General features: G+C 57.4%; 19 protein-coding genes. All 19 read left to right on the top strand.

Going from position 1 to position 21,441, the window contains the following annotated elements; all coding sequences use genetic code 11:
• Positions 1 to 62: 62 nt before the first annotated feature.
• The 19 genes from J8E65_RS10745 (at position 63) to J8E65_RS10655 (ending at position 21,441) form a co-directional block, all read left to right on the top strand.
• Positions 63 to 614: a hypothetical protein gene (locus J8E65_RS10745; RefSeq protein WP_210375778.1), complete on the top strand. Its 552-nt coding sequence runs from the start codon at positions 63 to 65 to the stop codon at positions 612 to 614.
• Between the two features lie 12 nt (positions 615 to 626).
• Positions 627 to 1,277, top strand: coding sequence for a hypothetical protein (locus tag J8E65_RS10740; protein ID WP_210375776.1), 651 nt, complete (start codon positions 627 to 629; stop codon positions 1,275 to 1,277).
• 127 nt (positions 1,278 to 1,404) lie between these two features.
• Complete coding sequence (locus J8E65_RS10735) at positions 1,405 to 2,571, top strand: hypothetical protein (protein ID WP_210375774.1); 1,167 nt, start codon at positions 1,405 to 1,407, stop codon at positions 2,569 to 2,571.
• Between the two features lie 134 nt (positions 2,572 to 2,705).
• Positions 2,706 to 4,007 (top strand): type IV pilus twitching motility protein PilT, encoded by a 1,302-nt coding sequence (locus tag J8E65_RS10730; RefSeq protein WP_210375771.1) that lies wholly within the window; start codon positions 2,706 to 2,708, stop codon positions 4,005 to 4,007.
• Positions 4,008 to 4,059: 52 nt separating this feature from the next.
• Positions 4,060 to 5,769 (top strand): PilN domain-containing protein, encoded by a 1,710-nt coding sequence (locus J8E65_RS10725; protein WP_210375770.1) that lies wholly within the window; start codon positions 4,060 to 4,062, stop codon positions 5,767 to 5,769.
• A gap of 6 nt (positions 5,770 to 5,775) precedes the next feature.
• Positions 5,776 to 6,735, top strand: a complete 960-nt coding sequence (locus J8E65_RS10720; protein WP_210375769.1) for a hypothetical protein — start codon at positions 5,776 to 5,778, stop codon at positions 6,733 to 6,735.
• A 14-nt stretch (positions 6,736 to 6,749) separates the two neighbouring features.
• Entirely contained in the window at positions 6,750 to 8,099 is a 1,350-nt protein-coding gene (locus J8E65_RS10715; RefSeq protein ID WP_210375768.1) for a type II secretion system protein GspD, read from the top strand.
• Between the two features lie 86 nt (positions 8,100 to 8,185).
• Positions 8,186 to 9,577 (top strand): zinc-binding metallopeptidase family protein, encoded by a 1,392-nt coding sequence (locus J8E65_RS10710; protein ID WP_210375766.1) that lies wholly within the window; start codon positions 8,186 to 8,188, stop codon positions 9,575 to 9,577.
• Positions 9,574 to 10,383, top strand: a complete 810-nt coding sequence (locus tag J8E65_RS10705) for a sugar phosphate isomerase/epimerase family protein (RefSeq protein WP_210375765.1) — start codon at positions 9,574 to 9,576, stop codon at positions 10,381 to 10,383. The genes J8E65_RS10710 and J8E65_RS10705 overlap by 4 nt, the downstream gene beginning before the upstream one ends.
• A 12-nt stretch (positions 10,384 to 10,395) precedes the next feature.
• On the top strand, positions 10,396 to 11,181 hold the full coding sequence (locus J8E65_RS10700) for a lysophospholipid acyltransferase family protein (RefSeq protein ID WP_210375763.1): 786 nt from the start codon (positions 10,396 to 10,398) through the stop codon (positions 11,179 to 11,181).
• Positions 11,182 to 11,271: 90 nt separating this feature from the next.
• Entirely contained in the window at positions 11,272 to 11,559 is a 288-nt protein-coding gene (gene gatC, locus J8E65_RS10695; protein WP_210375762.1) for an Asp-tRNA(Asn)/Glu-tRNA(Gln) amidotransferase subunit GatC, read from the top strand.
• Between the two features lie 7 nt (positions 11,560 to 11,566).
• Positions 11,567 to 14,071, top strand: coding sequence for a YfhO family protein (locus J8E65_RS10690; protein WP_210375761.1), 2,505 nt, complete (start codon positions 11,567 to 11,569; stop codon positions 14,069 to 14,071).
• A gap of 10 nt (positions 14,072 to 14,081) precedes the next feature.
• A complete protein-coding gene (locus J8E65_RS10685) occupies positions 14,082 to 15,398 on the top strand; it encodes a glycosyltransferase (protein WP_210375760.1) in 1,317 nt (438 codons plus the stop codon).
• Positions 15,377 to 16,438: a non-hydrolyzing UDP-N-acetylglucosamine 2-epimerase gene (gene wecB / locus J8E65_RS10680; protein WP_210375758.1), complete on the top strand. Its 1,062-nt coding sequence runs from the start codon at positions 15,377 to 15,379 to the stop codon at positions 16,436 to 16,438. The genes J8E65_RS10685 and wecB overlap by 22 nt, the downstream gene beginning before the upstream one ends.
• On the top strand, positions 16,435 to 17,505 hold the full coding sequence (locus J8E65_RS10675) for a glycosyltransferase family 4 protein (RefSeq protein WP_210375757.1): 1,071 nt from the start codon (positions 16,435 to 16,437) through the stop codon (positions 17,503 to 17,505). The genes wecB and J8E65_RS10675 overlap by 4 nt, the downstream gene beginning before the upstream one ends.
• Before the next feature lie 26 nt (positions 17,506 to 17,531).
• Complete coding sequence (locus J8E65_RS10670; protein ID WP_237181930.1) at positions 17,532 to 18,992, top strand: lipopolysaccharide biosynthesis protein; 1,461 nt, start codon at positions 17,532 to 17,534, stop codon at positions 18,990 to 18,992.
• Positions 18,935 to 20,053 (top strand): CdaR family protein, encoded by a 1,119-nt coding sequence (locus tag J8E65_RS10665; RefSeq protein ID WP_237181922.1) that lies wholly within the window; start codon positions 18,935 to 18,937, stop codon positions 20,051 to 20,053. Before J8E65_RS10670 ends, J8E65_RS10665 begins: the two co-directional genes overlap by 58 nt.
• Positions 20,054 to 20,144: 91 nt before the next feature.
• Entirely contained in the window at positions 20,145 to 20,771 is a 627-nt protein-coding gene (locus tag J8E65_RS10660; protein WP_210375753.1) for a hypothetical protein, read from the top strand.
• Positions 20,772 to 20,775: 4 nt separating this feature from the next.
• Positions 20,776 to 21,441: a histidine phosphatase family protein gene (locus J8E65_RS10655; protein ID WP_210375752.1), complete on the top strand. Its 666-nt coding sequence runs from the start codon at positions 20,776 to 20,778 to the stop codon at positions 21,439 to 21,441.

Genomic DNA, 21,441 nt, shown 5'->3' with positions numbered 1-21,441 from the left:
ACGAAGAGCTTGCTGTTTAGAGCAATAAATCTGCAGGCTGCTAGACCAAAGCGGGGTAAGTTATGGCGCAGTCGTTTTTTGCCTTGCTGGCGCTGGTGGTGGCCGTAAACATGGCCCTATCGGTAAATAGCTGGTACGCTTCGTTGCAGCGAGCTACCATTTTTCGCGAAGTGCAAGAGATGGCCCAGTCGGTTGCTGTGGAGACGATCGAGATTGTCCGGGTGCGCGCTTTTGACCAAGCCGTCGTTGATGGACTAGTAACCGGTACCAGTGCGGACATTTTGCTGTTTACCGATCCGGCGGCGTTTGGCACGCAAGGCAATGCCCTCTGCCAACCGTTTGGAGGGACAGCTACGTGTGATGATTTGGATGACTTTCATGGGCAAGTTGCCCGGAGGCCTTTTGTGATGGGACGGGATACGGTCTGGTTTCAGGTGCGCCTAAGTGTGCGTTATGTCAACTACGACCCCACCACACAGGCGATTACGGCAGCTACGGGAAAGACGGCTTATAAGGAGGTGCGTGTCGAGGTGCAAGACGACTGGGGTGGTGCGATGACGCCGTTTATTCACGTTCCCATCTATCTGGAGCGTGTTTTTGCCTATGGATTTTAGCGCTAAAGGCCTATGTGGTTCATTTTCGACAATCTGAACGCGCTCATTGTGGGCGGCATGCTGTTTTTGATGATGCTCACGGTGCAGCAGCGCCTAGCCGAGATCAACCTGGAGCAGACGGTGAACTACATGGTCAAACGCCAGGCTGGCGATTTGGCCACATGGCTTGAAGATGATCTGCTGCGGCTGGGGCGGGGTGTGGATTGGTCCAGCGAAACCCCATTTGAGAATCCCGTTGACTCGGCGGGGGTGACTGTCCGGTTTGTGTTTTTCCACGATTCGACCGATGCCGCCGGAAACGCCCTGCGCGTTTACGTGCGCTATCGCTTGCAGGCTGCAGGACATCGGGTGATCCGGAACGACAGCGTTTCTGTTTACCGGCTGCAGCGCGAAGAATGCATCGGCAGCAGTTGTCCTACAGGACCGTGGCAAGCCAGTGGTGAAAGCCCAGGGCTGTTGAGCTATTTCAAGATCGACTTGCTCGATCGCGATGCGCGGCCGATTGCAGATCCGAAAAATAACGCTGCGTTGGTGCAAAATACGCGGGTGCGGTTTACTATGGCAGCGCCTTTTGAAGTGGCGCGCGCCCAGGTGCTCCGTCAGGTCTATTACGGTTCGACATTGCTCATTGATCGGTATGCAGGCAGAAGTGGCGGTTCATAGATGAACCCTGCAGTTACATAACGTAACCATCTGTGGGATAAAAAGTTGTGCAAAATGCTGTTTTGGTGGTAGGCACGGTTTTCGAAGCTATGCTAAACAAATCAGCCAATCGCTGTAAGGAGGTCCTATGGGCAAGGCGATTTTGCTTCTCGTAGCGGCCGCTGCTATAGGCACCAGCGTTTTACTCCTGCAAGGGAGTTCTAATCGCTTGCAAGCCGATGAGCGGCAGGTGGCCCGTCAGGAAGAGGCCTTAGCGCGGGAGATTGCGCGCTCGGCTTACAACCTGATTATTTCTCGTGCGCGTCAGCTTGAGGCAGCCAATCCGACCTGGACGCTGACGCAGCTGGTCAATGCTGTCAATGGCTCCAGCGGGAAGCTTGCGGGACATCTCAAGGGAGGCTCCTATGAAGCCTGGGTTTATCCAATCGGTGCGTCCTCCTACGGAGCGGTTGCCATTGGGCGTTACGGAGAGGCTTCCCATCAAATGGGGACCCATCGGGTGCTGCAGCGTATCTTGGAAGTGCCCCCGAATCAGCCCAGCCGGGTCAAGGTAACGTTTTTGGAATCAGTCGCCGGCTATTGTTCGGCCATTTACTTGCAGCGCTACGTACCGCGCAACAACAACGGCATGGGCAATAATCCAGGTAGGTGTGATCCCAGCAATCCGGCGCACGGCAGTTCGTGCGAAACCCAAGAAGATATCGAGCTGCGGGGTAACGACCGGTACGTAGCCCTTGAGCCTGAACTGATCTTTCCCCCGGGGCATAATCGGGACAATGCCAGTGCAACCAGTACGGTGGTCTTAAATCCAGGTGAGCGGGCCAACTTCATTTTGGCGGTCGACAAAGACTGTAGTCTACGGGGACGCACGGATGTGCTGGCAAGGGTAGGCAAGAAATACTTTGACTATTTGCGGGATGCGCTGATTAAAAGCACAGATGATTTTGCGCAAATGCAGGAGGGGCCTTATGTCATGATTCAAGCCCACCCCACAAAGCCCAACACCTGGCGCTTGGCTTTTGAAGACCTCAACTTTGATACTGAGTTTATGGGGATGGATAAGCTCGCCGATGTCAAGCGCTATAGCTATGGAGATATGAAATGGCAGATTCGTAGCGGTGCAAGCTGGGGTGAGCGTAATGGAAAATACAGCTATGGCGGTTCGGGCTGGTCTCGAGTGGATCAGTGGGGCTATTATGAGACGCGCGACTATTACATGGTTGAGGGGAAGATTGTACCCGATTTTGACGACCAGGTGATTGAGGTAGAGCTCATCCCAGAGCCGGCGGTCTAGCCGAATATCATTGCAGTCCTCCAGGCGGCGTTGCGGCGGAAGCAGATTTTCCGAAGCAACGCCGCTTTTTTTGGACCTGACTTAAGCCTGTCCTAAGGTGCACGATACTAAGAAAGCCAAACCTGCGATGCGACATGTCGAGCGTCAATCCTGCTCTGGCTGAAGTGTTGGCGCAGCATGCCAGTGCTGCGCAGCAGCGGCCGCGCCTGCGGCCTGTGCCCCCGTTGCCCAAGATTTGCAAGACCGTACTGGATTCGGTACCGCCCTCTTTGGTCGGTGAAGACCGTGCGCGCTATCTGGCCGAACAGGTCAATGCCCTGTTAGATAAAGACCGCACGGCGTTGCGAGAGCACATGCAGCTGCTGGTTAAGCGCATGCTGGACCTTAATGCCAGCGACCTAGATATGGGGGGCCCGGCCTCGAACGGCTATGTGTGGTACCGTGTGCATGGCGATAAGCGGCCCTACGAAGAAATGGGCACCTATACATGCGATGAGGCCAGCTTGCTTATCCTGAACCTGCTTACCGAGCGGCAGCTGCAGCTCTTTTTTGAAGAATGCTCGCTAGACTTTTCCTACGAGCTGCCCATTGAAGGGCGCAACGGCATGCCCAGGCGCTTTCGTGCCACGGTCTACTTTGATATGGACCATGTGGCGCTGAACATGCGCGCCATCAGTGACGAAATTCGCTCCCTCAAGAGCCTGGGCTTTCATCCCCTTATTGAGCGGGGATTAATGTTTCGTCACGTGCGGGATGGGTTGACGCTGGTTACCGGGGTCACGGGGTCGGGTAAAAGCACTACGTTGGATGCGATCATCGATGCCAACAACAACGATGTGCACGCGCACGTGGTGATCATCGCACGGCCCATCGAGTATGTGCATCGGTCAAGCAAATGCTTGATCCGTCACCGCGAGGTGGGGCGCGACGTGCGCACCTTTAAGGATGGCATTGTGCAGGCCCTTCGCCAGGACCCCGACATTATCGTGATTGGGGAGATGCGTGATCCCGAAACGATTTCGGCGGCGCTAGAAATCACGGACTCAGGTCACAAGGTTTTCTCTACGCTGCACACCAGTTCGGCCGTAGAGACCATCGATCGCATTGTGGCTGAATACCCGCCTGAAGAACAGGATCGCGTGCGCAACCGGTTGGCTGATGTACTCCGCTGCGTGATTTCCCAAAAGCTTGTGCCCAAGGTGGGGGGTGGGCGCATCTTGGCTAAAGAGGTGTTGTGGATGACCCCCTCAGCCCGTGCGGCTATTAAAAACAAAAACACGAGCGAAATCTACCAGATGATGTGGGAGGGAGGGGCCCTAGGGATGACCACCCTGGAACAGGATTTGTACCGCCTGGTCACCCAGCAGCTAATTACGCCCGAAGTTGCCTTTGATTTTGCGAATAATAAGCGACGCTTGCAACAGCTGCTTGGGTAGTTGCTCGTGCTGCGTTCCTGAATGATACGAAAAAAGGTAGTTCTGTAACGCTATGAAGTCTGCCAAGGCGATCCACACCAAAGCCCCATACGTTTTGGGCCTGAGCGTAGCTGGTCGCACCCTCTACGGTGTTTTGTTGCAGCATACGGGCGAAGGGGTACGCATTGTGCGTCAGTTTACCCGGCAACGCATAGCCCGTTTTGCTACAGTGCAGCAAGGGGTGCCCGAAGTCAAGGGCCAGGAGTCGGCCAGCGACTTTTCGATTCAATTTGGTGGCGGGCAGACAACCAGCCTATTTCTGAAGTCGGAATTCGATGTCAGTGGGGACGGAGCAAGTACTCAGACGCCCGCGGCTGCGCTGTTTGTAACCGAAGTCAGCGACGTGCTGAGCGAGTGCCGCGAGGCAGGCTATGGTGATCCAGAGGTTGCCTTTTGTTTGCCTTCTGCAGAGTTGGCCTACGTCGAGCTACGCCTCCCACGGCGTGCCCGCTTCAAAGATCAAGACACCGGAGAGCTCGACCGTAAAGCCTTGTTGGAGCTGCTTGAGCAGCAAAATCTCGTTTTTGACCCCAACCAGGTTGCTTTTTTAGCGCTGACGCCTTCGGACAACGAAACGCATCGTTTTTTAGCCGTTTTACCCCGTCCTACCGAACCGATAACGGCCACGCTTAAGGCGCTTAAAGCCGAATCGAACCGAAAGCTACCGCGCACGCGGCTTTTTGAGACCGAGGTGTCGCTTTACTTAGGGCTAGCTCGTCGGGCACTGAGAAGCTTCTCGGCTGCAGAACGACCCCAGCGTTCGCTGGTACTGCGGGTGGGGCACGAAGACACGCTCATGCTATTTTTGCAGGATGAGACGCTTCACCATGTGGAGAGTCTGCGTTCGCTGAGCGTGCACGACACCCCCGAAACCATCTGCAGCCGTGTTTTGCTGCTGCAGGACGAGTACGGCATTGGCGAAGTTGAAGCCATTTTTTTGCTGAGTGAACAGAGCGAGTCGGATTTGCAGCGTGGTTTTGAGGTGTTTTTCCCTAAAGCCCGCGTTGTTTCGCTGCGCCGCTATGTGCCCGTTGAGGCAGAGGTGCATGGTGCAGGATTCCTGGCTGCCTTACTGGCGGCACTGCGGTTGCAGGCCGACCGGTCGTTTCTGGAGACTTTCGAAACGGTCAATCTTTTCCCACCTAGCTTGCGACGGCGTTGGACGTTGCCTTTTGGCTGGCACGTCTGGGCCCTTTATGGACTACTGTTTGTAACCACGTTGTTTTTCGTTTGGCGCTATCTAGAGCTAAACGCAGCCCTAAAAGCCCGTCAGGATGTGCTGCGGCGCTTGCCGCCTGCAATTGCCGAGACCGATGCCAAGGCGCTTGAGCGCCGTATCGACAGCCTCAATGCCCGCACGCTGCAGGCTTTGCAAGCGCTGGAAGTGCTCGACTCGCTGCTGGTGGGAAGTGATCGTTGGAGCCGCTCGCTGGCACAGCTTTCGCGCGAAGTGGCTGCCGTAGGGGGTATCTGGGTCGATAGCTGGAAACCCCAATCCACAGGTGTTCAGCTGGTAGGCAGCGCTTTAGCTCGCGAGCGTGTTGTTGAACTAGCCCAGCGTCTGGAGGGCACCATCCGAGAGCTGACGTTTGCTGAGATACGGGAATGGCCTGTGTATGCTTTTGTCATTGAAATTCCGTTGCCTAACGAACTGCCTGAGCCAGCCCGCTACTTGCGGGAGCGCGTTGCTACTGCAGCTGCCCAGTCAACGACAAATCCGTGACAGATCATGTGGAAAAAGTACAACAACGCCCTTTTGCTCGTTGTGGCTTGGCTCCTGATTGCCGGTATAGGAAGTTATCTAACCTTTGTCAAGCTGCCTCGCGAGATTGAGCACGTAGAGCGGCTGGAAAAACTGGCCCACATGCGTGAAAGCGAAATTGGCTCGCTTTTGGCCGAGTATGCGGCCACCGAGCAACGGGCCCGGGAGGTTGAAAGCCGCTGGCGTTCGCGCTATCGCTACATTCCAGCCAAGCTAGAGACTCCGGATGTGGTTGCCCGTTTAAATGCACTCACCCGTCAAGGTTTTGAAACCTTCAACGTCCGTCTGGTCGGTTTGACCCAAGAGCCCAAGGTTACCTATTACACCTTTAGCATCGAAGGCCGAGGTTACTTTCACCACCTGTATCGCTTTGTTTGGGAGATTGAAAATACCCCTGAGCTTTACCGGATCCAAACGCTCTCGCTCGACCATATCGACCTGGTCAAAGCCGACCGGCAAAGCGGGCGCCAGCGGATGATGGTGATGGTCTCCTTCACGATGCAGCTTGAGGCTTACTATGGCGGTCCGCCAGATTTACAGGTTGCGCACATGGCCGACAGTCTGTATCGTCAGTTGCCGCGCGCTGTTTTTCCAGAGAGAAATCCCCCTGTCAACCCGTTCTATCCCGGTATTTTGGAACAACTGCCTCCTAACTCGGACAACCTGATTGATATCGAAAAGGCGCGGTTGGTTTCGATTGTTGGCGGGAGGGCTGTTTTCCAAGACGAAACTGGGCTGCGCAGTGTGGGCGTTGGCGAGAACGTCTACTTAGGGCAGATCACTGCCATCGATCCCATCGAAGGACGTGTGGTCGCACGTCTAAACCGAGGCGGCATTCTGGATGAAGTGGAGTTGCACCTGGAAACAGGAGAGCGTTATCGCCAGGCTTTAGGACCGGTGTTGCTTAAGCCTTTCCATGAAGAGTAAAACCTTGTAGAGCTATGGAGCGCGTGCGTATAGCTACTTGGATGGCGCTACTGGTAGGATGGCTGCTGATCGGCAGCCTTGTAGCCTGGCCAGTATCGGCGCAGGTTCAGCCTCCCCAGCGGGTCATGCGCACTTATGTGCCGCCAGACCAGCTGGTGTCATTTTTGCCGACAACGCCGCTCAAGCAATTCTTTGAGCTGCTCAACCCTATATTTCAACGCGTGACCGGAAAACAGATCGTAGATCCCCAAGACCGGAGTGATCCGATTGGCATCTCGATTTCGGGCATGCACTTTTTTGATGCCTTCGAGCTGGTGCTCCAGACCAAAGGCTTGATCTACCGCGAGACAGAGAAATTCTTTATTGTCGAGCCTGCACCACCAGGCCCTAACCTTGTGGTGAGCACGCAGCAGCAACCTACCGAAGGCAGAGCCTCTACAGTCGTGCAGCCAGCTACACCCCAGACGCGAGAGATCCAAATTAACGCGATTCTGTTTAACCTCAACCTGAGCAAGGCGCGCGACATCGGGATTAACTGGGATCAATTTTTTGGACAAACTACCGGCACCGGAACTGGAAGTGGCGGAACCGGAAGTGGTACGGGCAGTACTGCGCAAGGCAACGTGCAGTTCTTCCTTAAGACGGAGAAACTCTTCGACCCGCTCCAGCCCCTTATTGAGGCTCCCGATCGCATCAATTTCCGCGATTTAACCAACTTCTTGCGCTTTTTGGAAACCGAAGGCATTGGCGAGACCATTGCCAACCCTCAAATAACCGTGCAAAGTGGCGAGCGCGGGCGTATCCAGATTGGCTCGGACGTGCCCATTCAAACGCGCGACTTTGCAGGCAACACAATCACGCAGTTTGTCTCGACCGGCATCATTATCGACGTTACTCCCACATTGATTGTAGCCCCAACGGCCGATACGGCCGGGGCCCCGCTTTTGGAGTTTGTGCACCTAGATGTGATGGTGGAAAATTCCAGTGCTACCCCAACGGGTGCTGGACCTATTGTCGACCGCAACACCGCCGATACGCGCGTGTTGCTCCTCGACGGTGAGCAAACGATTATCGGCGGCCTTTATTCGACGCGGGAATCCGTATCCCGCAAAGGGATTCCATTTTTGAAAGATCTACCCGGATGGTTCTTTGGGCTGCGTTACATTTTTGGTCGTACGCAGCGAACCGTCACGCAGACCGAGCTTTTGATTGTGCTGCAGGTGAACGTGCGTGACCCCCTGGAAGCGCGGGCACGGCGTCCCTTCGAACAGGATCTCCTCGAACGCAGCCGTGAGCAGCTGCGCGAGCGACTGGAACGCTTTAGCGAGCAAACGGCTCGCCAAACTCCACTACCACGACGTTAAGCATTCGAAATAGGTTCAAAAACCCGCAAGGCCCCCGGGTCTTGCGGGTTTTTTATTTTGCGCAACATCCCCTAAGGATCTGCACCATGCGTACAGTTCGGCTTATCGGTTTCTGGGGCGCTTTCGGGGGACTGCTCGCGATTGCGGCCTGCACGCCGGCGGGGTCGCTTTCGGTGTCGGAGCCTGCATGGCGCGCAGTAGCAGGCGATTCAGCACTGCTTGCCGAGCATATCCAGGTGCTGAATGCATCGGAAGTGCTGCCGCGCCTAACGGGATCGCTGGAGCTAGCACGAGCGGCAGCATACGTGGCCGACCGGTTGCGATCGTTGGGTATTGGGCCAGCTTTAGGGAACCAATATCAACTGGGTTATACGGCCAACGTCTACCTGCCTTTGGGAGCTATACTCAAGCAGGGGGCAGCTGAAGACACGACCACTTTCTTTCTAGGCTTGGAATTCTGGCCGGATGGCCAAAGTGATACTGGGCGGGTGACCATTACAACACTTACGCTATGCCCAAGTGCAAAAGCCTGCCCCGTTGCCGAGGCCTTGATGGCTCCTTTTGCACAAGGTACCCCCGCACAACTGGCGCGTTGGCGTGCGCAAGGCTACCGGGTTGTGTTTCGGGTGGGCTTGCTTGAGCCTTCACTGGCCGAGCGGCCCTTACAGGGGCTTTTGGTGGTGCAGCTTACGCCAGTAGCAGCCGCACGCTTGCTGGGTTGGAAGGCCGATAGCCTGGAGGCTGCGCTGGCCGGTGAACAACCGCAGCGGTTGGCCCTGCGGCATCCGGTGCATGTGCACGTGCAAGGCAGGCGCGAAACGGTTGAGGCGCTGAACGTGCTGGGCTTTATTGCCGGGAAAGATCCCGTGCTGCGTCACGAGCTGGTGATTGTTGCTGCCGAGCTGGACGGCATCGGCTTGCCTGGCAGCCGGCTGGTCGTTGATGGCCGCCACATGGGCGAAGGTGTAGCTGCATTGCTGGAGCTGAGCCGTTTCTACCGTGCGCTTGCGAGCTACTGGCCTCTTCCACAACGCAGTTTGCTATTTGCCGTATGGTCTGGCGCGCGCCAAGGACATCAGGGCCTAAAGGCTTATTTGGAGCGGCCGTTGTGGGACCTGCGTGCTACGCGCACAATGCTTTACCTGGATCCGCGGCCAGAAGATATCCCCACATTACAGCACTTAGCCGCGCGCTATGGACTGACGCTGCAGCCGGTTAGGCTCCCCGATGCGCTTCAAGCAGAGCGAAACGTGTGGTTTCAGGTTCCAAGGGCATGGCAACAGACTTATGTACGGATCTATGGAGGCTTGGCGCTCGTTTCTCCACCAGCGCCCTCGCAGCGCTTGGGTGGAGCGGTAAAGCGCGCCCAGGCACTGGTACATGCTGCGCAGAGTTTGTTGCTGCCCGAGGTGATAACGCCAACAGCTTGGCAACCGGTAGTGCCCGATTCCTCACCCTTGCTGAAGCAAAGACCATGACTACAGCATTGCTGACCGATACGGTGACGACCGACCTGGACCGGGCATTGTATTTCACCCTGCTTTGGGGCTTAGAGGCTGTGGAATTGCGTACGGTGGGAGGTCCTTCGGATCGGGTGCCTTTTGTAAACGAGGAGAAACTGCGTCGACGTTTGGCGGAGCATGAACTGCCTGTAGTGGCCATTGTGCCAGGCATGTTTGAAGGGTCGGTGCACGACCGGCGCGCTTGGCTGAACGAGATTGCTGCATTTGACGAAGTGCTGGCTTTCTGTCGCCGGATCCAGTGTCCCCGCGTGGTGGTTTCGGCTTTTGCCGCTGAGCCTAATGATGCTAAGGAAGCCGCTGTCGAAGCGCTACGGCGGGCGGGCGATAAAGCTGCGCGGTACGGCATTACGCTGGCTGTACTTAACGAAGTAGAAGGGGCTTTCCCGCGCGGCGAAGCCCTTGCCGCGTTACTTGCAGCTGTAGCCCATCCCTCGGTGAAAGCAGCTTGGAATCCCGGTGCAGCATTGCAAGTCGGCGAAGACCCACAGGTGGGATTGGCTGCCTTAGGCCCCTACGTAGCGCTGGTTCGCTGCACCGATTGGCGGTGGAATCCCGAACGAGCGGGGTGGGAACCCGCACCCTTTGGCGAAGGTGCCGTTGGCTGGCTAGCGCAGCTACGCCAATTGCATCGCTTGGGCTATGCAGGTCCACTGAGCTTGGAGGTGCAGGGCACGCCGCGACCTAAGCGCGGTTTTCGTGATGCCAGCCAGCTTATAGCGCTTCTTCGTCAAGTGCAGCATGAGTTAACGTCTGCCGCATAACCCCTTGAATCTATGGAATCGCCACTGACCCCGATTTTGGCACCTGTGCCTGTCCAAACCCCACTGGCAGATGCGCCGCCGGCTACGTGGTCGACGCGGCTACATTTTGCCTGGTTTGTGCTTATGGGGCTGCTCAGCACACTGCTGATTGCGCCGCTGCAAGTGCTCACGCATCGCTTCCGACCTACAGCAGCCAACTTTAAGAAATGGGCACGCCGGTGGGCAGGTCTTATCCTCAAGGGATGCGGCTGGCGCGTGGCGTGTGAGGACCGGGCGCAGCTTTCTTTGAACCAACCCTATCTGTTTGTGGCCAATCACCAGTGCGCCTTGGACATTCTGGTGCTGGCCTATGCTTTGCCCTATCCGTTTGGCTTTGTAGCCAAGGCCGAGCTGGAACGGGTACCCGTGCTGGGCTGGGCGATGCGGCATTCGGCTTCGCTGTTTATCGATCGTAACGATCCGCGCCGCTCGCTGGAAAGTCTGCAACTGGCCGGTGCACGCATCCGCCAAGGACATTCCGTACTGATGTTCCCCGAAGGTACGCGCGGCTACCGACCTGAACTGCGTGCCTTGAAGAAAGGGGCATTTCTGCTGGCTATTGAGGCCGGTGTGCCTATTGTGCCCGTGGTGATTCGCGACAGCTATCGTTACTTGGACGAGCGTCGGAAGGTAGCACGTCCGGGCACGATCCATATGGTGATCGGCAGGCCTATCCCGTGCCAAGGGTTGCGACGGCGCGATCTGCCCAACTTGATGGCCCTAGTGCACGACCGCATGCAAGCACTGCTGGCGGATTAAGCTCGGAAACTTGCTCCTGCTGCTCAACGTAGCGCAGAAGCCCTACGTTTGCTATCTTGACCTCGATCCAAAAATAACCTTTGTATCGGTATGGCCATTTCGATCGACGAAGTGCGCTACATTGCGCGCTTGGCGCGCCTGGAGTTTACCCCAGCGGAAGAGCAGCTGCTCGCTGAGCAGATGAGCAAAATTCTGGATTACGTAGCTAAGCTGAATGAGCTAGATACGCGCAACGTCCCGCCTATGTCGCACGTGCTAGATCTGTACAACGTGCTTCGGGAAGATGTGGTCGAGCAGCGCATTTCGCACGAAGAAGCCCTGCGCAATGCGCCTAGTGCCGATAGCGACTACTTCCGGGTGCCTAAAGTAATTGAATAAGCTACCGATGGCTGCTACACCTGCCCGCTCCCGCCAAGTGCGAAAATCTCCCCTCCAACCTCTACCAGCTTGGCATACCCGCTGGGGGCAGTTGCCAGCCTCGCGTCAGCACGCAATTTGCTTGCTTTTGCTGCTTGTGCTGTCGCTAGTTTTCTTTGCTCCCATTCACTTTGGCGGAAAGCAGCTTATCGGCAGCGACACGGTCAACTGGCGTGCTATGGCCCAGTCGATGATTGCTTACCGAGATTCGACTGGGCACGAGGCGCTTTGGTCGACGAACGCCTTTGCGGGCATGCCGGGCTATATGATTTCTTATCCAGCCTTGGTGCCGCAAGTCGACACGCTGCTCAACTGGCTGCGGTCGTGGCTTTGGCCTACGTCGCACTTTTTTGCGTTGCTGGCAGGCACCTATGTGCTTTTGGTATACCTCACGCGCAATTCTTGGGCAGGCGTATTGGCAGCGGTTGCCTATGGCCTGACCACGTATATCCCCATCCTTCTGAAAGTAGGCCACAATTCAAAGTTTATCGCGTTGGCTTTTGCACCCTGGCTGGTGCTGGCTTTTGTGTATGTGCTGCAGCAGCCGCGGCTGTTGTCCGGGCTTTTGTTTGCTATAGCGCTAGCGGCCAACTTGCGTGCTGGGCACGTGCAGATCACCTACTACGTGGCGTTTTTGCTGGGACTGTGGTGGCTTGCCAGGGGTGCAGGTGCGTGGCGAAGCCGCCAGCTTAAGGCATTTGCTCAGGCTACCGGCTGGCTGGCTCTAGGAAGCGCGTTGGCGGTTTTGATGGTAGCCCAGCCTTACTGGCCTATCTACGAATACAAGCAGCACACCATCCGTGGCGGTCATGAAGCTGCAGGTGGGGGAGAAGGGCTCGACTGGGAGTATGCGATGGGCTGGAGCCAGGCGCCCGGTGAGCTCGTGACGCTGCTTGTTGCCGATGCGTATGGCGGCGGTAGCCCAAGCTATTGGGGACCTAAGCCGTTTACCGAAGGCCCACACTACGTAGGGGGCATTGTGCTTTGGCTGGCGCTGCTGGCACTCTGGAAGCGGCGTGAGCAGACCGTATGGGTACTCGGGCTTGGGGCCCTACTCATGATCCTGTTTTCGCTAGGATCCTATTTCCCGCTGCTCAACCGCTTGATGTTTGCCTACTTTCCCTTGTTCAATGCTTTTCGGGTGCCCGAAACGTGGCTGAGCACTGCGGCCCTGTTGCTGGCCCTTCTGGCCGCATTGGGGGCGGCAAAGCTTGTCGAAGCGGCTGCTGAAAGGCAAGACCTGCTGCGGGCAGCTTACCGGCTGCTCTTCGGGTTGGTAGCGTTGGTGCTGGTGCTGTGGCTGGCGCGTGGCAGTTTGTTTGCGTTTGAGCGGCCTGGTGAAGCTGCCCAAATCGCTCAGCAGGTGGCTGCAGCAAACAACATCCCTGCAGATGATCCACGGCTTTTGCAAGCTGTGCAGCAGTACGTAGCGCAGCAGCGCGCCGAGCGCTCAGAGCTCTTTAGCCGGGATGCTCTGCGAACGCTGGCTTTTCTGGTGCTGGCTGGCGGATTTTTGTGGCTCTATGATCGACAGCGGTTGCCCGGATGGGGACTGCTGGTCGGGCTGGCCTTGCTGGTAACCATCGACCTCTGGGGCGTAGGGCGCCGCCACCTTAACGCAGAAGCAATGGTCGAAGCCCAAGAGATTACCGACTTGATCCCTGCGTATTCGTTTGATCGGTTTTTGCTCGAGCAGCAGCAAAAAGCTGGCGGCCTTGGCCACTTTCGCGTGTTGTCTCTGGAGCGCGGTAGCCCAATGACCAATGCGCGCCCTTCGTATTACCACGAGTCCATTGGCGGCTACCACGGCGCCAAACTTCGGCTGTTTCAGGACTACATCGATCATATTTTTGTAGACCCAGCTACTGGCCTGCCGCGCAAGCGCGCGCTCGACTTGCTTAGCACGCGCTATGTAGTGGTGCCTGCTGGTGCTGCACTACCCGGCATGCATGTAGTATATGAAGACAACCAGTGGCGCGTGCTGGAAAATCCTGATGCCCTGCCCCGAGCCTTTCTTGTCGGCCGTTATGAGGTTGTGCCCCAGCTTGAAGCCCATCGGCAGCGGCTGCTCGATCCAACGCTCAATTTGCGAGAGACCGTGTTGTTACGCGAGGACCCTGGCTTGGCTGAGGCGCCTATCGACTCGGCGAGCACAGCACGCGTGCGTCTTGAACGCTTTGGGCCACGAATGATCGTTTGGCAGGTGGAGACCGATGCTCCCCGCCTGCTGGTCGTTGATGAGCTCTACTATCCAGCTGGATGGCAGGCTACCGTAGACGGGCAGCCTGTACCCATCTTACAAGCCAACTACCTCTTGCGCGCGGTGCCTGTGCCTGCAGGACAGCATACCGTAGTGATGAAGTTTGAACCCCAGAGCCATCGCTGGGGTCTGCGCATTGCGGCCATAACGACAGTTCTCGTTTATGGCGGCGTATTGCTGCTTTTGGGGCTAGCTTGGCATCGGCGACGGTAGGGTTCAGGCTATGCGGTGCGTACTGCTGGTGACGTACTACTTTCCGCCGGCTGGCGGAGCAGCCGTACAGCGGTTTTTAAAGTTCACCCGCTATTTGCCAGAGCAAGGTTGGCAACCCGTAGTATTGACGGTAGCTCCTGAGTCGGCCGCCTATCCGGCCTTGGATCCTGCACTGGTAGAAGAAATCCCTCCCAATGTGCCGGTTGTGCGCACGCGTTCTTGGGATCCGTATGCAGCCTACGCGCGCATGATGGGACGCTCGAAAGCGGAGACCGTCAGCGTAGGTTTTGCCGGCAGTCCGCATCACAGCTGGAAAGAGCGTCTGGCGCGTTGGATTCGAGCAAACCTGTTTTTGCCTGATGCGCGGGTGGGTTGGGTTCCCTTTGCGCTGCGCGCTGCAGTCCGGGTGCTCGAGCAGTATCCCGTAGAGGCTGTGGTGACAACTGGACCGCCCCATTCCGCGCATCTTATTGGCTATGGGTTGCGGCGACGTTACCGCCTGCCTTGGATCGCCGATCTCCGAGATCCCTGGACAGGCATCGACTATTACGACATGCTTCCGATGACGCGGCTGGCACGTTGGCTAGATGCACGCATCGAACAAACGGTGCTGGCTAAGGCAGAGGCGCGGACGGTCGTGACCCCCGCAATGCAGCGTATGTTTGCAAGGCGTGGGTTGTCGACTTTGCTGATTCCTAACGGCTATGATCCAGCCGATTTTGCCGATCTGCAGCCCCAGCCTGACGGCCGATTTTGGATCACGTACGTGGGTAGCATGAATCCCACGCGCAATCCTGAAGCGCTTTGGCAGGCGCTCCGGCAACTCCCAGAGCTTACGGCACTGCGGGTTCGGCTCATCGGTACTATCGACCAAAGCGTGCAGCAGGCCATCGCTCGGCATCACCTTGAGGATCGGGTCGAGGTGTGGCCTTTTGTGTCCCATCGACAGGCATTGAAGTCGCTGCTCGAAAGTGCCCTGCTGCTCCTGGTCGTAAATCGCGTCGCCGGCAATGAGGGGATTACCACAAGTAAACTCTACGAGTACATCGGAGCCGGGCGTCCCGTGCTTGGCATTGGTCCTGTGCAAGGAGATGCCGCAGCCCTGCTAGAAGAGACCAAAGCCGGTAAGATGTTCGACTACGAAGATGTTGCGGGCCTATGCGCGTACCTGCGACAGCACTATGAGGCTTGGGCAGCCAAGCAGCCTTTAGCCGGTGCACCACCAGAGCTAGCCCGCCGCTACAGTCGTCCCGTCTTGGCTGGGGCATTGGCACGGCTGCTTGATGAGGTAACCTGTAGCATGCCATGCGCGTCTGCAGTATTGTAGGGGCAAGGCCTCAGTTTATTAAGGCAGCTGTGGTGAGCCAGGCACTAGCCCAGGCTGGGATCGAAGAGATCCTCGTGCACACTGGCCAGCATTACGATATCCAACTAGACCGGATTTTTTTCGAAGAGCTGGATTTGCCGGTACCCCACGTGCATCTGGGTGTGGGGTCAGGTACGCACGCGCTGCAGACGGGCCAGATGATGATCCGCCTGGAGGCGGCTTTGTTGGAACTGCAGCCCCCACCCGATTGGGTGTTGGTCTATGGCGACACCAACAGTACACTAGCGGGGGCTTTAGTAGCTGCTAAGCTCAAGCTCCCGCTAGCTCATGTTGAGGCAGGCCTGCGCTCGTTTAACCGGCATATGCCCGAAGAAATTAACCGCGTGGTGACCGATCATCTGTCGCAGCTCTTGTTTGCCCCAACGCAGACAGCTGTCGAAAATCTTCGTCGCGAAGGGATCACGCAGGGCGTGCATCTGACGGGCGACGTCATGCTCGAAGCGGTGCGCACCTATGCAATCGTAGCGCAGCGGAAATGGTCCCTTGGGCAGCTGATTCCCTATGCGTCTGGTACGTACTACTTGGCCACCGTGCACCGCGCCGAAAATACAGACAATCCCGTCCGTCTAAAGGGCATTTTTGAAGGATTAGGAAGGTTAGATGGGCCGGTGGTGCTCCCCTTGCACCCGCGCACCCGGGCCCGACTGGACGGCAGCATCCAGATTCCCGCAAACGTCAAGCTACACGAGCCCGTAGGCTATCTGGCGATGCTCTTGCTGATCCAAAATGCCCGGGCGGTGCTGACCGACTCGGGTGGTGTGCAGAAGGAGGCTTTCTGGCTAGGCGTGCCCTGCGTGACGCTTCGAGAGGAGACCGAATGGGTGGAAACGCTAGAAGGAGGGTGGAATCAATTGGCCGGTACAGATCCCGACCGCATTGCAGCAGCTGCTAGGGCACGTCCTTTAGGTCATCCGGTTTCCCTAGACATCGAGTCCGCTAGCACCCATATTGTCCGGTTGTTACAAGAGACGCCCCGATGAAGCCGCGCCTACTATTCGTGTATTTGCAACCAAGCCCTTTTGTGCTGGAGGACATAGCGCTTTTGAGTGCACACTATGAGGTGCGGCCATTTCACTTTGATGCCCGCCGGGCACGTTCGGTCTCGGGGATGTTGCAGCTGCTTCAGGCACAGTGGCAATGGTTGCACCGTGAGCTTGCACAAGCCAAGCTGGTGGTGGGGTGGTTTGTAGACTACCATATGGTATTGCCGGTTGCTTTGGCACAAAGGTGGCAGGTGCCCGTAGCTGCTATCTTGGGTGGTTTTGATTGTCGATGTCTGCCGCCAAAAGAAGGGGTATTTTGCAGCCGTTGGCGTGCAGCCCTGGCGCGCTATGTGTATCGCCGAGCCTCGCTGTTGCTGCCAGTTTCGGCACGTTTGATGGAGATGCCGGCAACGGCCTGGACGGATGGCCTGGCCCAAGGCGTTCGAGCCTGGGTTAGTGGGCTACGCACCCCTTTTCGCGTAGTACCTACAGGCTATGACCCTACCTCTTGGCCCATGGGTCCCGAGCAACGCCCGTTGGTGGTGCGCACCGTCGCGTTTGTGGACTCGGAGCGGGTAGTGTACTGCAAAGGCATTGATTTGCTCTTTCAGGTAGCCCATCAGCTTCCAGAAGTTCTGTTTGAAGTAGTGGGTGTTGCGCCTGAGTTACGGTCCTATGTGCAGCGGCGGTATGCACCGCCCTCCAATGTGGTCCTGCAACCGCCGGTGCCTCGCGCGGCACTCGCGGCTATTTATGCAGCAACTTCCGTGTACGTGCAGCTTTCCCGAGCCGAAGGGTTGCCTAACGCACTCTGCGAAGCGATGCTTTGCGGGTGCATTCCTGTAGGTAGTCCAGTTTTCGGGATTCCGGAGGCCATCGGCGATGCCGGTATCGTGGTGGAAAGGCCCGATCCTAAGGCCATTGCCTTGGCTATCCAGCAGGCGCTTTCGCTAGGTCCTGAGTGGCGACATCGTGCCCGTGAACGTATTGCTACGCACTTTTCGCGTGAGCATCGGGCAACGGCTCTTCTGGAAGCGCTAGCAGCCCTATGCGAGCGAGGGTAAACATGGCTACTACTCCAACGGCTAGCATGGCACGCTTGCTGCAGCAAAGCAGCGTTTATGCACTGGGCAACTTGCTTCTGAAGGCCAGTGGTTTGGTACTAGCACCGCTATACTTGAACACAGCTTTGCTATCCCAGCTGGCCTATGGGCAACTGGTGCTGCTAGATGCCACAGCTCAACTCTTGCTGCCCTTGCTAGGGTTAGGGTTACCTCTAGGCCTTTTGAAATTTGCGACCGACCCTGCGCAGCGTGCGCACCAGGAGGCGCTGCCGTTTACGGTCTTGAGTGTTACGAGCATGCTTAGCCTTGGCGTTGTGGTTGTGAGCTGGTGGGGTGCACCTTTGCTGAACCAATGGTTAGGCTGGTCTGAGGGCGTTGAACTTGTTCGGCTGTTTGGGATCTATTTGGCCGCTAAGCTGCTTAGTGGGGTTCCCTTGGCGTTTTTGCGGTTGCGTGAGCAGACAGGGTGGTATACGACAGCTGTTTTGGCTGAAGCCCTCTTGCTTATTGGGGGTGTGTACTACTTTTTGGTCCATCAGCGACTGGGGCTAGTGGGCGTGCTACTCGCCATGGTGTTATCTGCTGGATTAAGCATGGTGGTGCTGATGGGTAGCATGCTGCGCAGCGTACCTCGTCGCTGGGACCGACGTCTGCTGGCTGCGCTCGTGCGCTTTGGACTGCCCCTGGCGCTGTCTGGCGTTGTGCTCCCTGTGCTGCATGTAGGCGACCGCTATTTGCTCAACTGGCTGGCCACTACCGAAACAGTTGCTGTCTACGGCTGGGCAACCCGTTTAAGTGGCGTGCTCAATATGTTGCTGGTTCAGGGATTTCAGCTGGCTTTTGTGGTGATTGGCCTAAAGGCGCTCGGAGAGCAACCCACAGGCGAAGCCTTTCTGCACCGGCAAACGTTCCGGCACTACAGCATTTGGGGCAGTTGGATGGTGTTGGCCTTGTCACTAAGCGCTTATGACGTGACCGCGCTGCTAGCTACTGATGCTGCCTATCTTAAGGCCGATCCGCTTGTACTGCCGCTTAGCTTGGGCTATTTAGGCTATGGACTGTACATTATTTTTGTGAATGTACTCTATGCGGCAGGTGACAGCCGTTTTATTGCCTGGAACGTGGTAGCTGCTACTGCCCTCAACGTACTCTTAAACCTTTGGTGGATTCCCCGTTGGGGAGCTATGGGTGCAGCTTGGGCAACGCTGGTGGCCTACAGCCTGCTGGCTGCCGGTGCTGCCTGGCGAGCCCAGCGGCTGCGCCCGACGGTGTATCCCTGGGCAGTGCTGGCTGGAGCCGTAGCCTTAGCGCTTGGGCTGGCCTGGCTGGGACAAGGGATGCTTTCATGGCCAACGCTGCTGCGCCTACTTGGACGAAGCGTGCTGCTTGTGCTCTACCTGCCCCTGGTTGTGGCCTTACGCTTTTATCGATGGGAAGAACTGCGGGAAGGCTGGCGCTGGGTGCGCAAGCGCCTGCCCATGGGATAAAATTGCAAACCTATCTGCCCCGGCTCTATATTGGCCGGGTGCTGCAACGTGCGAACAGACCGACCGTGTGGAGCGAAGTAACGCAACGTTTCCCCTTACTTCAAGAAATCTTTGGTCGGCAACCGGCAGCGTCTGCTGGGCGCCGTCCCGAGGGTGGCCCTTCGAAGGGGATGGTCATTACCATCTGCGTCCTGATCTCCACGCTGCTCTGGCTCACCTTTACGCTGCAGGAGCTCTATACCGCCACGCTGGAGCTGCCTGTAAAGATCACCAACTTGCCAGCCGACCAGGCCCTAGCTGTAGCCCCACCGGCCACGGTGCGTGTGCAGGTACGTGGCGAAGGTTATCCGCTTGTGCAGCTTTACTTTAATCCACCTTCTCTCACGCTGGACGCCAGGCAAGAGCGTATAGACCTGTCGACGGTAGACTTGGTTTTACCCCGAGGCGTGATCGTGGAGAGCATTACCCCGCCGATCATCGAGCTGCGCAAAGAACCCCGCGTCGAGCGCCGCCTACCAGTTGCATTGCGCGTTACGCTGGAGACGCCTCCAACGCACGATTTGCTCTATCCGCCGCGGCTAGAGCCCGACAGCGTGACGGTTTCCGGAGCTGCATCCATTTTGCAAAACCTGACGGCCTGGCCTACGGTTTCCATGCGGCTTACAGACGTGCGGGATGTGGTCAAGCTGCGCGTGCCCCTAGCCGATACGCTGCATACTCTGGTTACAGTTTTCCCCGAGGCTATATGGCTTTATGCACAAGCTGTGCCGTTTACCGAAGGCGTACGTGAGCTCCCAGTGCGCGTTACGGGTATTCCACCTACGGAGCGCGCAGTGACCCTCGAACCCTCTGTCGTACGCGTGCAGTTTCGGGTACCGCTAGCGCAGTACGAGGCGGCCATGCAGGCTCCCGACTTTTACGCTACTGTCTCCTACGAGACCATCCGCACCGATACCACCGGACGCGTGCGTCCTTTGGTGCATTTGCCCGAAGGCGTTGTGCTACGCGACCTAGCGGTTTCCCCACCTGTGCTCCGATACTACAACGTACTGATGCCCTAAGATGGATTTATCGCTTTTTGCTGAAGGTGAAACAAGGCCAACCCCCTCTCGTTGGAGCGAACGACCTTGCTGCCTAACGTGCCGGTAAAGCATGCGCGCGCCTACAGCTTACTATGTGGACACGCCACGGGGCATTTTTACAGCTGCCGGGACATGGTTTCGTACAACCGAAGCGCTCCTGGAAGCTTATGCGGCCCCATTGCTGGCACGCAAGCCGCTAGTGCACTGGCTCGAGCAGGCCGATCGGTGGCTGCAGTTGCCGCTTTTGGTCTTTTTGTGGACGCTGCCCGTGCTCGCTGGATATTTGGGGCCACTTACTGCCTTAAGCATTAGCCTGGGGCTTTATGTGCTTACTGGCGCGTTGCTCCCTTTGGTGATCCTGCCCCAAATGGCCAGTCTGCTGCACCTGCTAGCTAAGCCCTGGCTGATTGGGCTTTACTATGTGGTGATCCTGAGCCTGCTGGCCTGGCAGGGGATGCAGGAAGCGGTTTGGACAGGACTGGCCGGCTTTGTGCTGGGGCGCTGGCAACTACTGGAACGTTTGCTGCGGCCCCTTTGGGACCGAGGGCTCCAAGCTCTCTACCGGCTGCCCTTACCCGACCGGGTATTGCGGGCTGTACTGGTGCGGGCAGCTTTAACCGAGCGTGTGCCCTTGCCTGAGCTGCAGGCTATGGAACGCGAAATGCTCCATCACCTACGCGCCCAATTCCGGAAGTAGTTTCATGCCGACCACGACGTTGTATCTTGTGCGCCATGGCGAGACCGACTGTAATCGTCAGCGCATTGTGCAGGGCCGCGGTGTTGATGCACCGCTAAATGCTACCGGACGCCGCCAGGCCGAAGCGCTGGCTCGCCGGTTTGCCCAGGTAGCACTGGATGCACTCTACAGCAGCCCACTACAGCGGGCCGTCGCTACCGCTGAGGCCATTCGCTGCTACCATCCCCAGATCCCCTTTTACGTGATGGCCGATCTAGAAGAGATGGATTGGGGATCGCTCGAGGGGAAACCCTACGCCTTGCCCTATGCCGAACAAATCGATTACGCTTATGCCCGTTGGCGAGCCGGCGACTATGGCTACCGTATCCCAGGGGGCGAATCGATCCTCGAAGTGCAGCAGCGGGCGTTGCGCGCACTTGAGCAGATCCTGGAAGCACAAGCCGGCCGCACGGTGCTCGTCGTAACCCACGGCCGCTGGCTGCGCATCCTGCTGGCTTCAATTCTGCCGGCCTATGGTTTGGCACGCATGGAGCAACTGTCGCATGCCAACACCGCTGTCAACCAGATTGTCTACGATGGCCATAGCTTCCGCGCTGTGCAGCTTTGTTGCACAGCGCATCTCGAAGAAGCGGCTGTGGATGATTCCTTATGGACGGAGGTGGCTGCATGA

The organism is Rhodothermus bifroesti (assembly GCF_017908595.1).
Classification (GTDB): Bacteria; Bacteroidota; Rhodothermia; order Rhodothermales; family Rhodothermaceae; genus Rhodothermus; species Rhodothermus bifroesti.
This window is presented reverse-complemented; position numbering and strand designations above follow the sequence as displayed.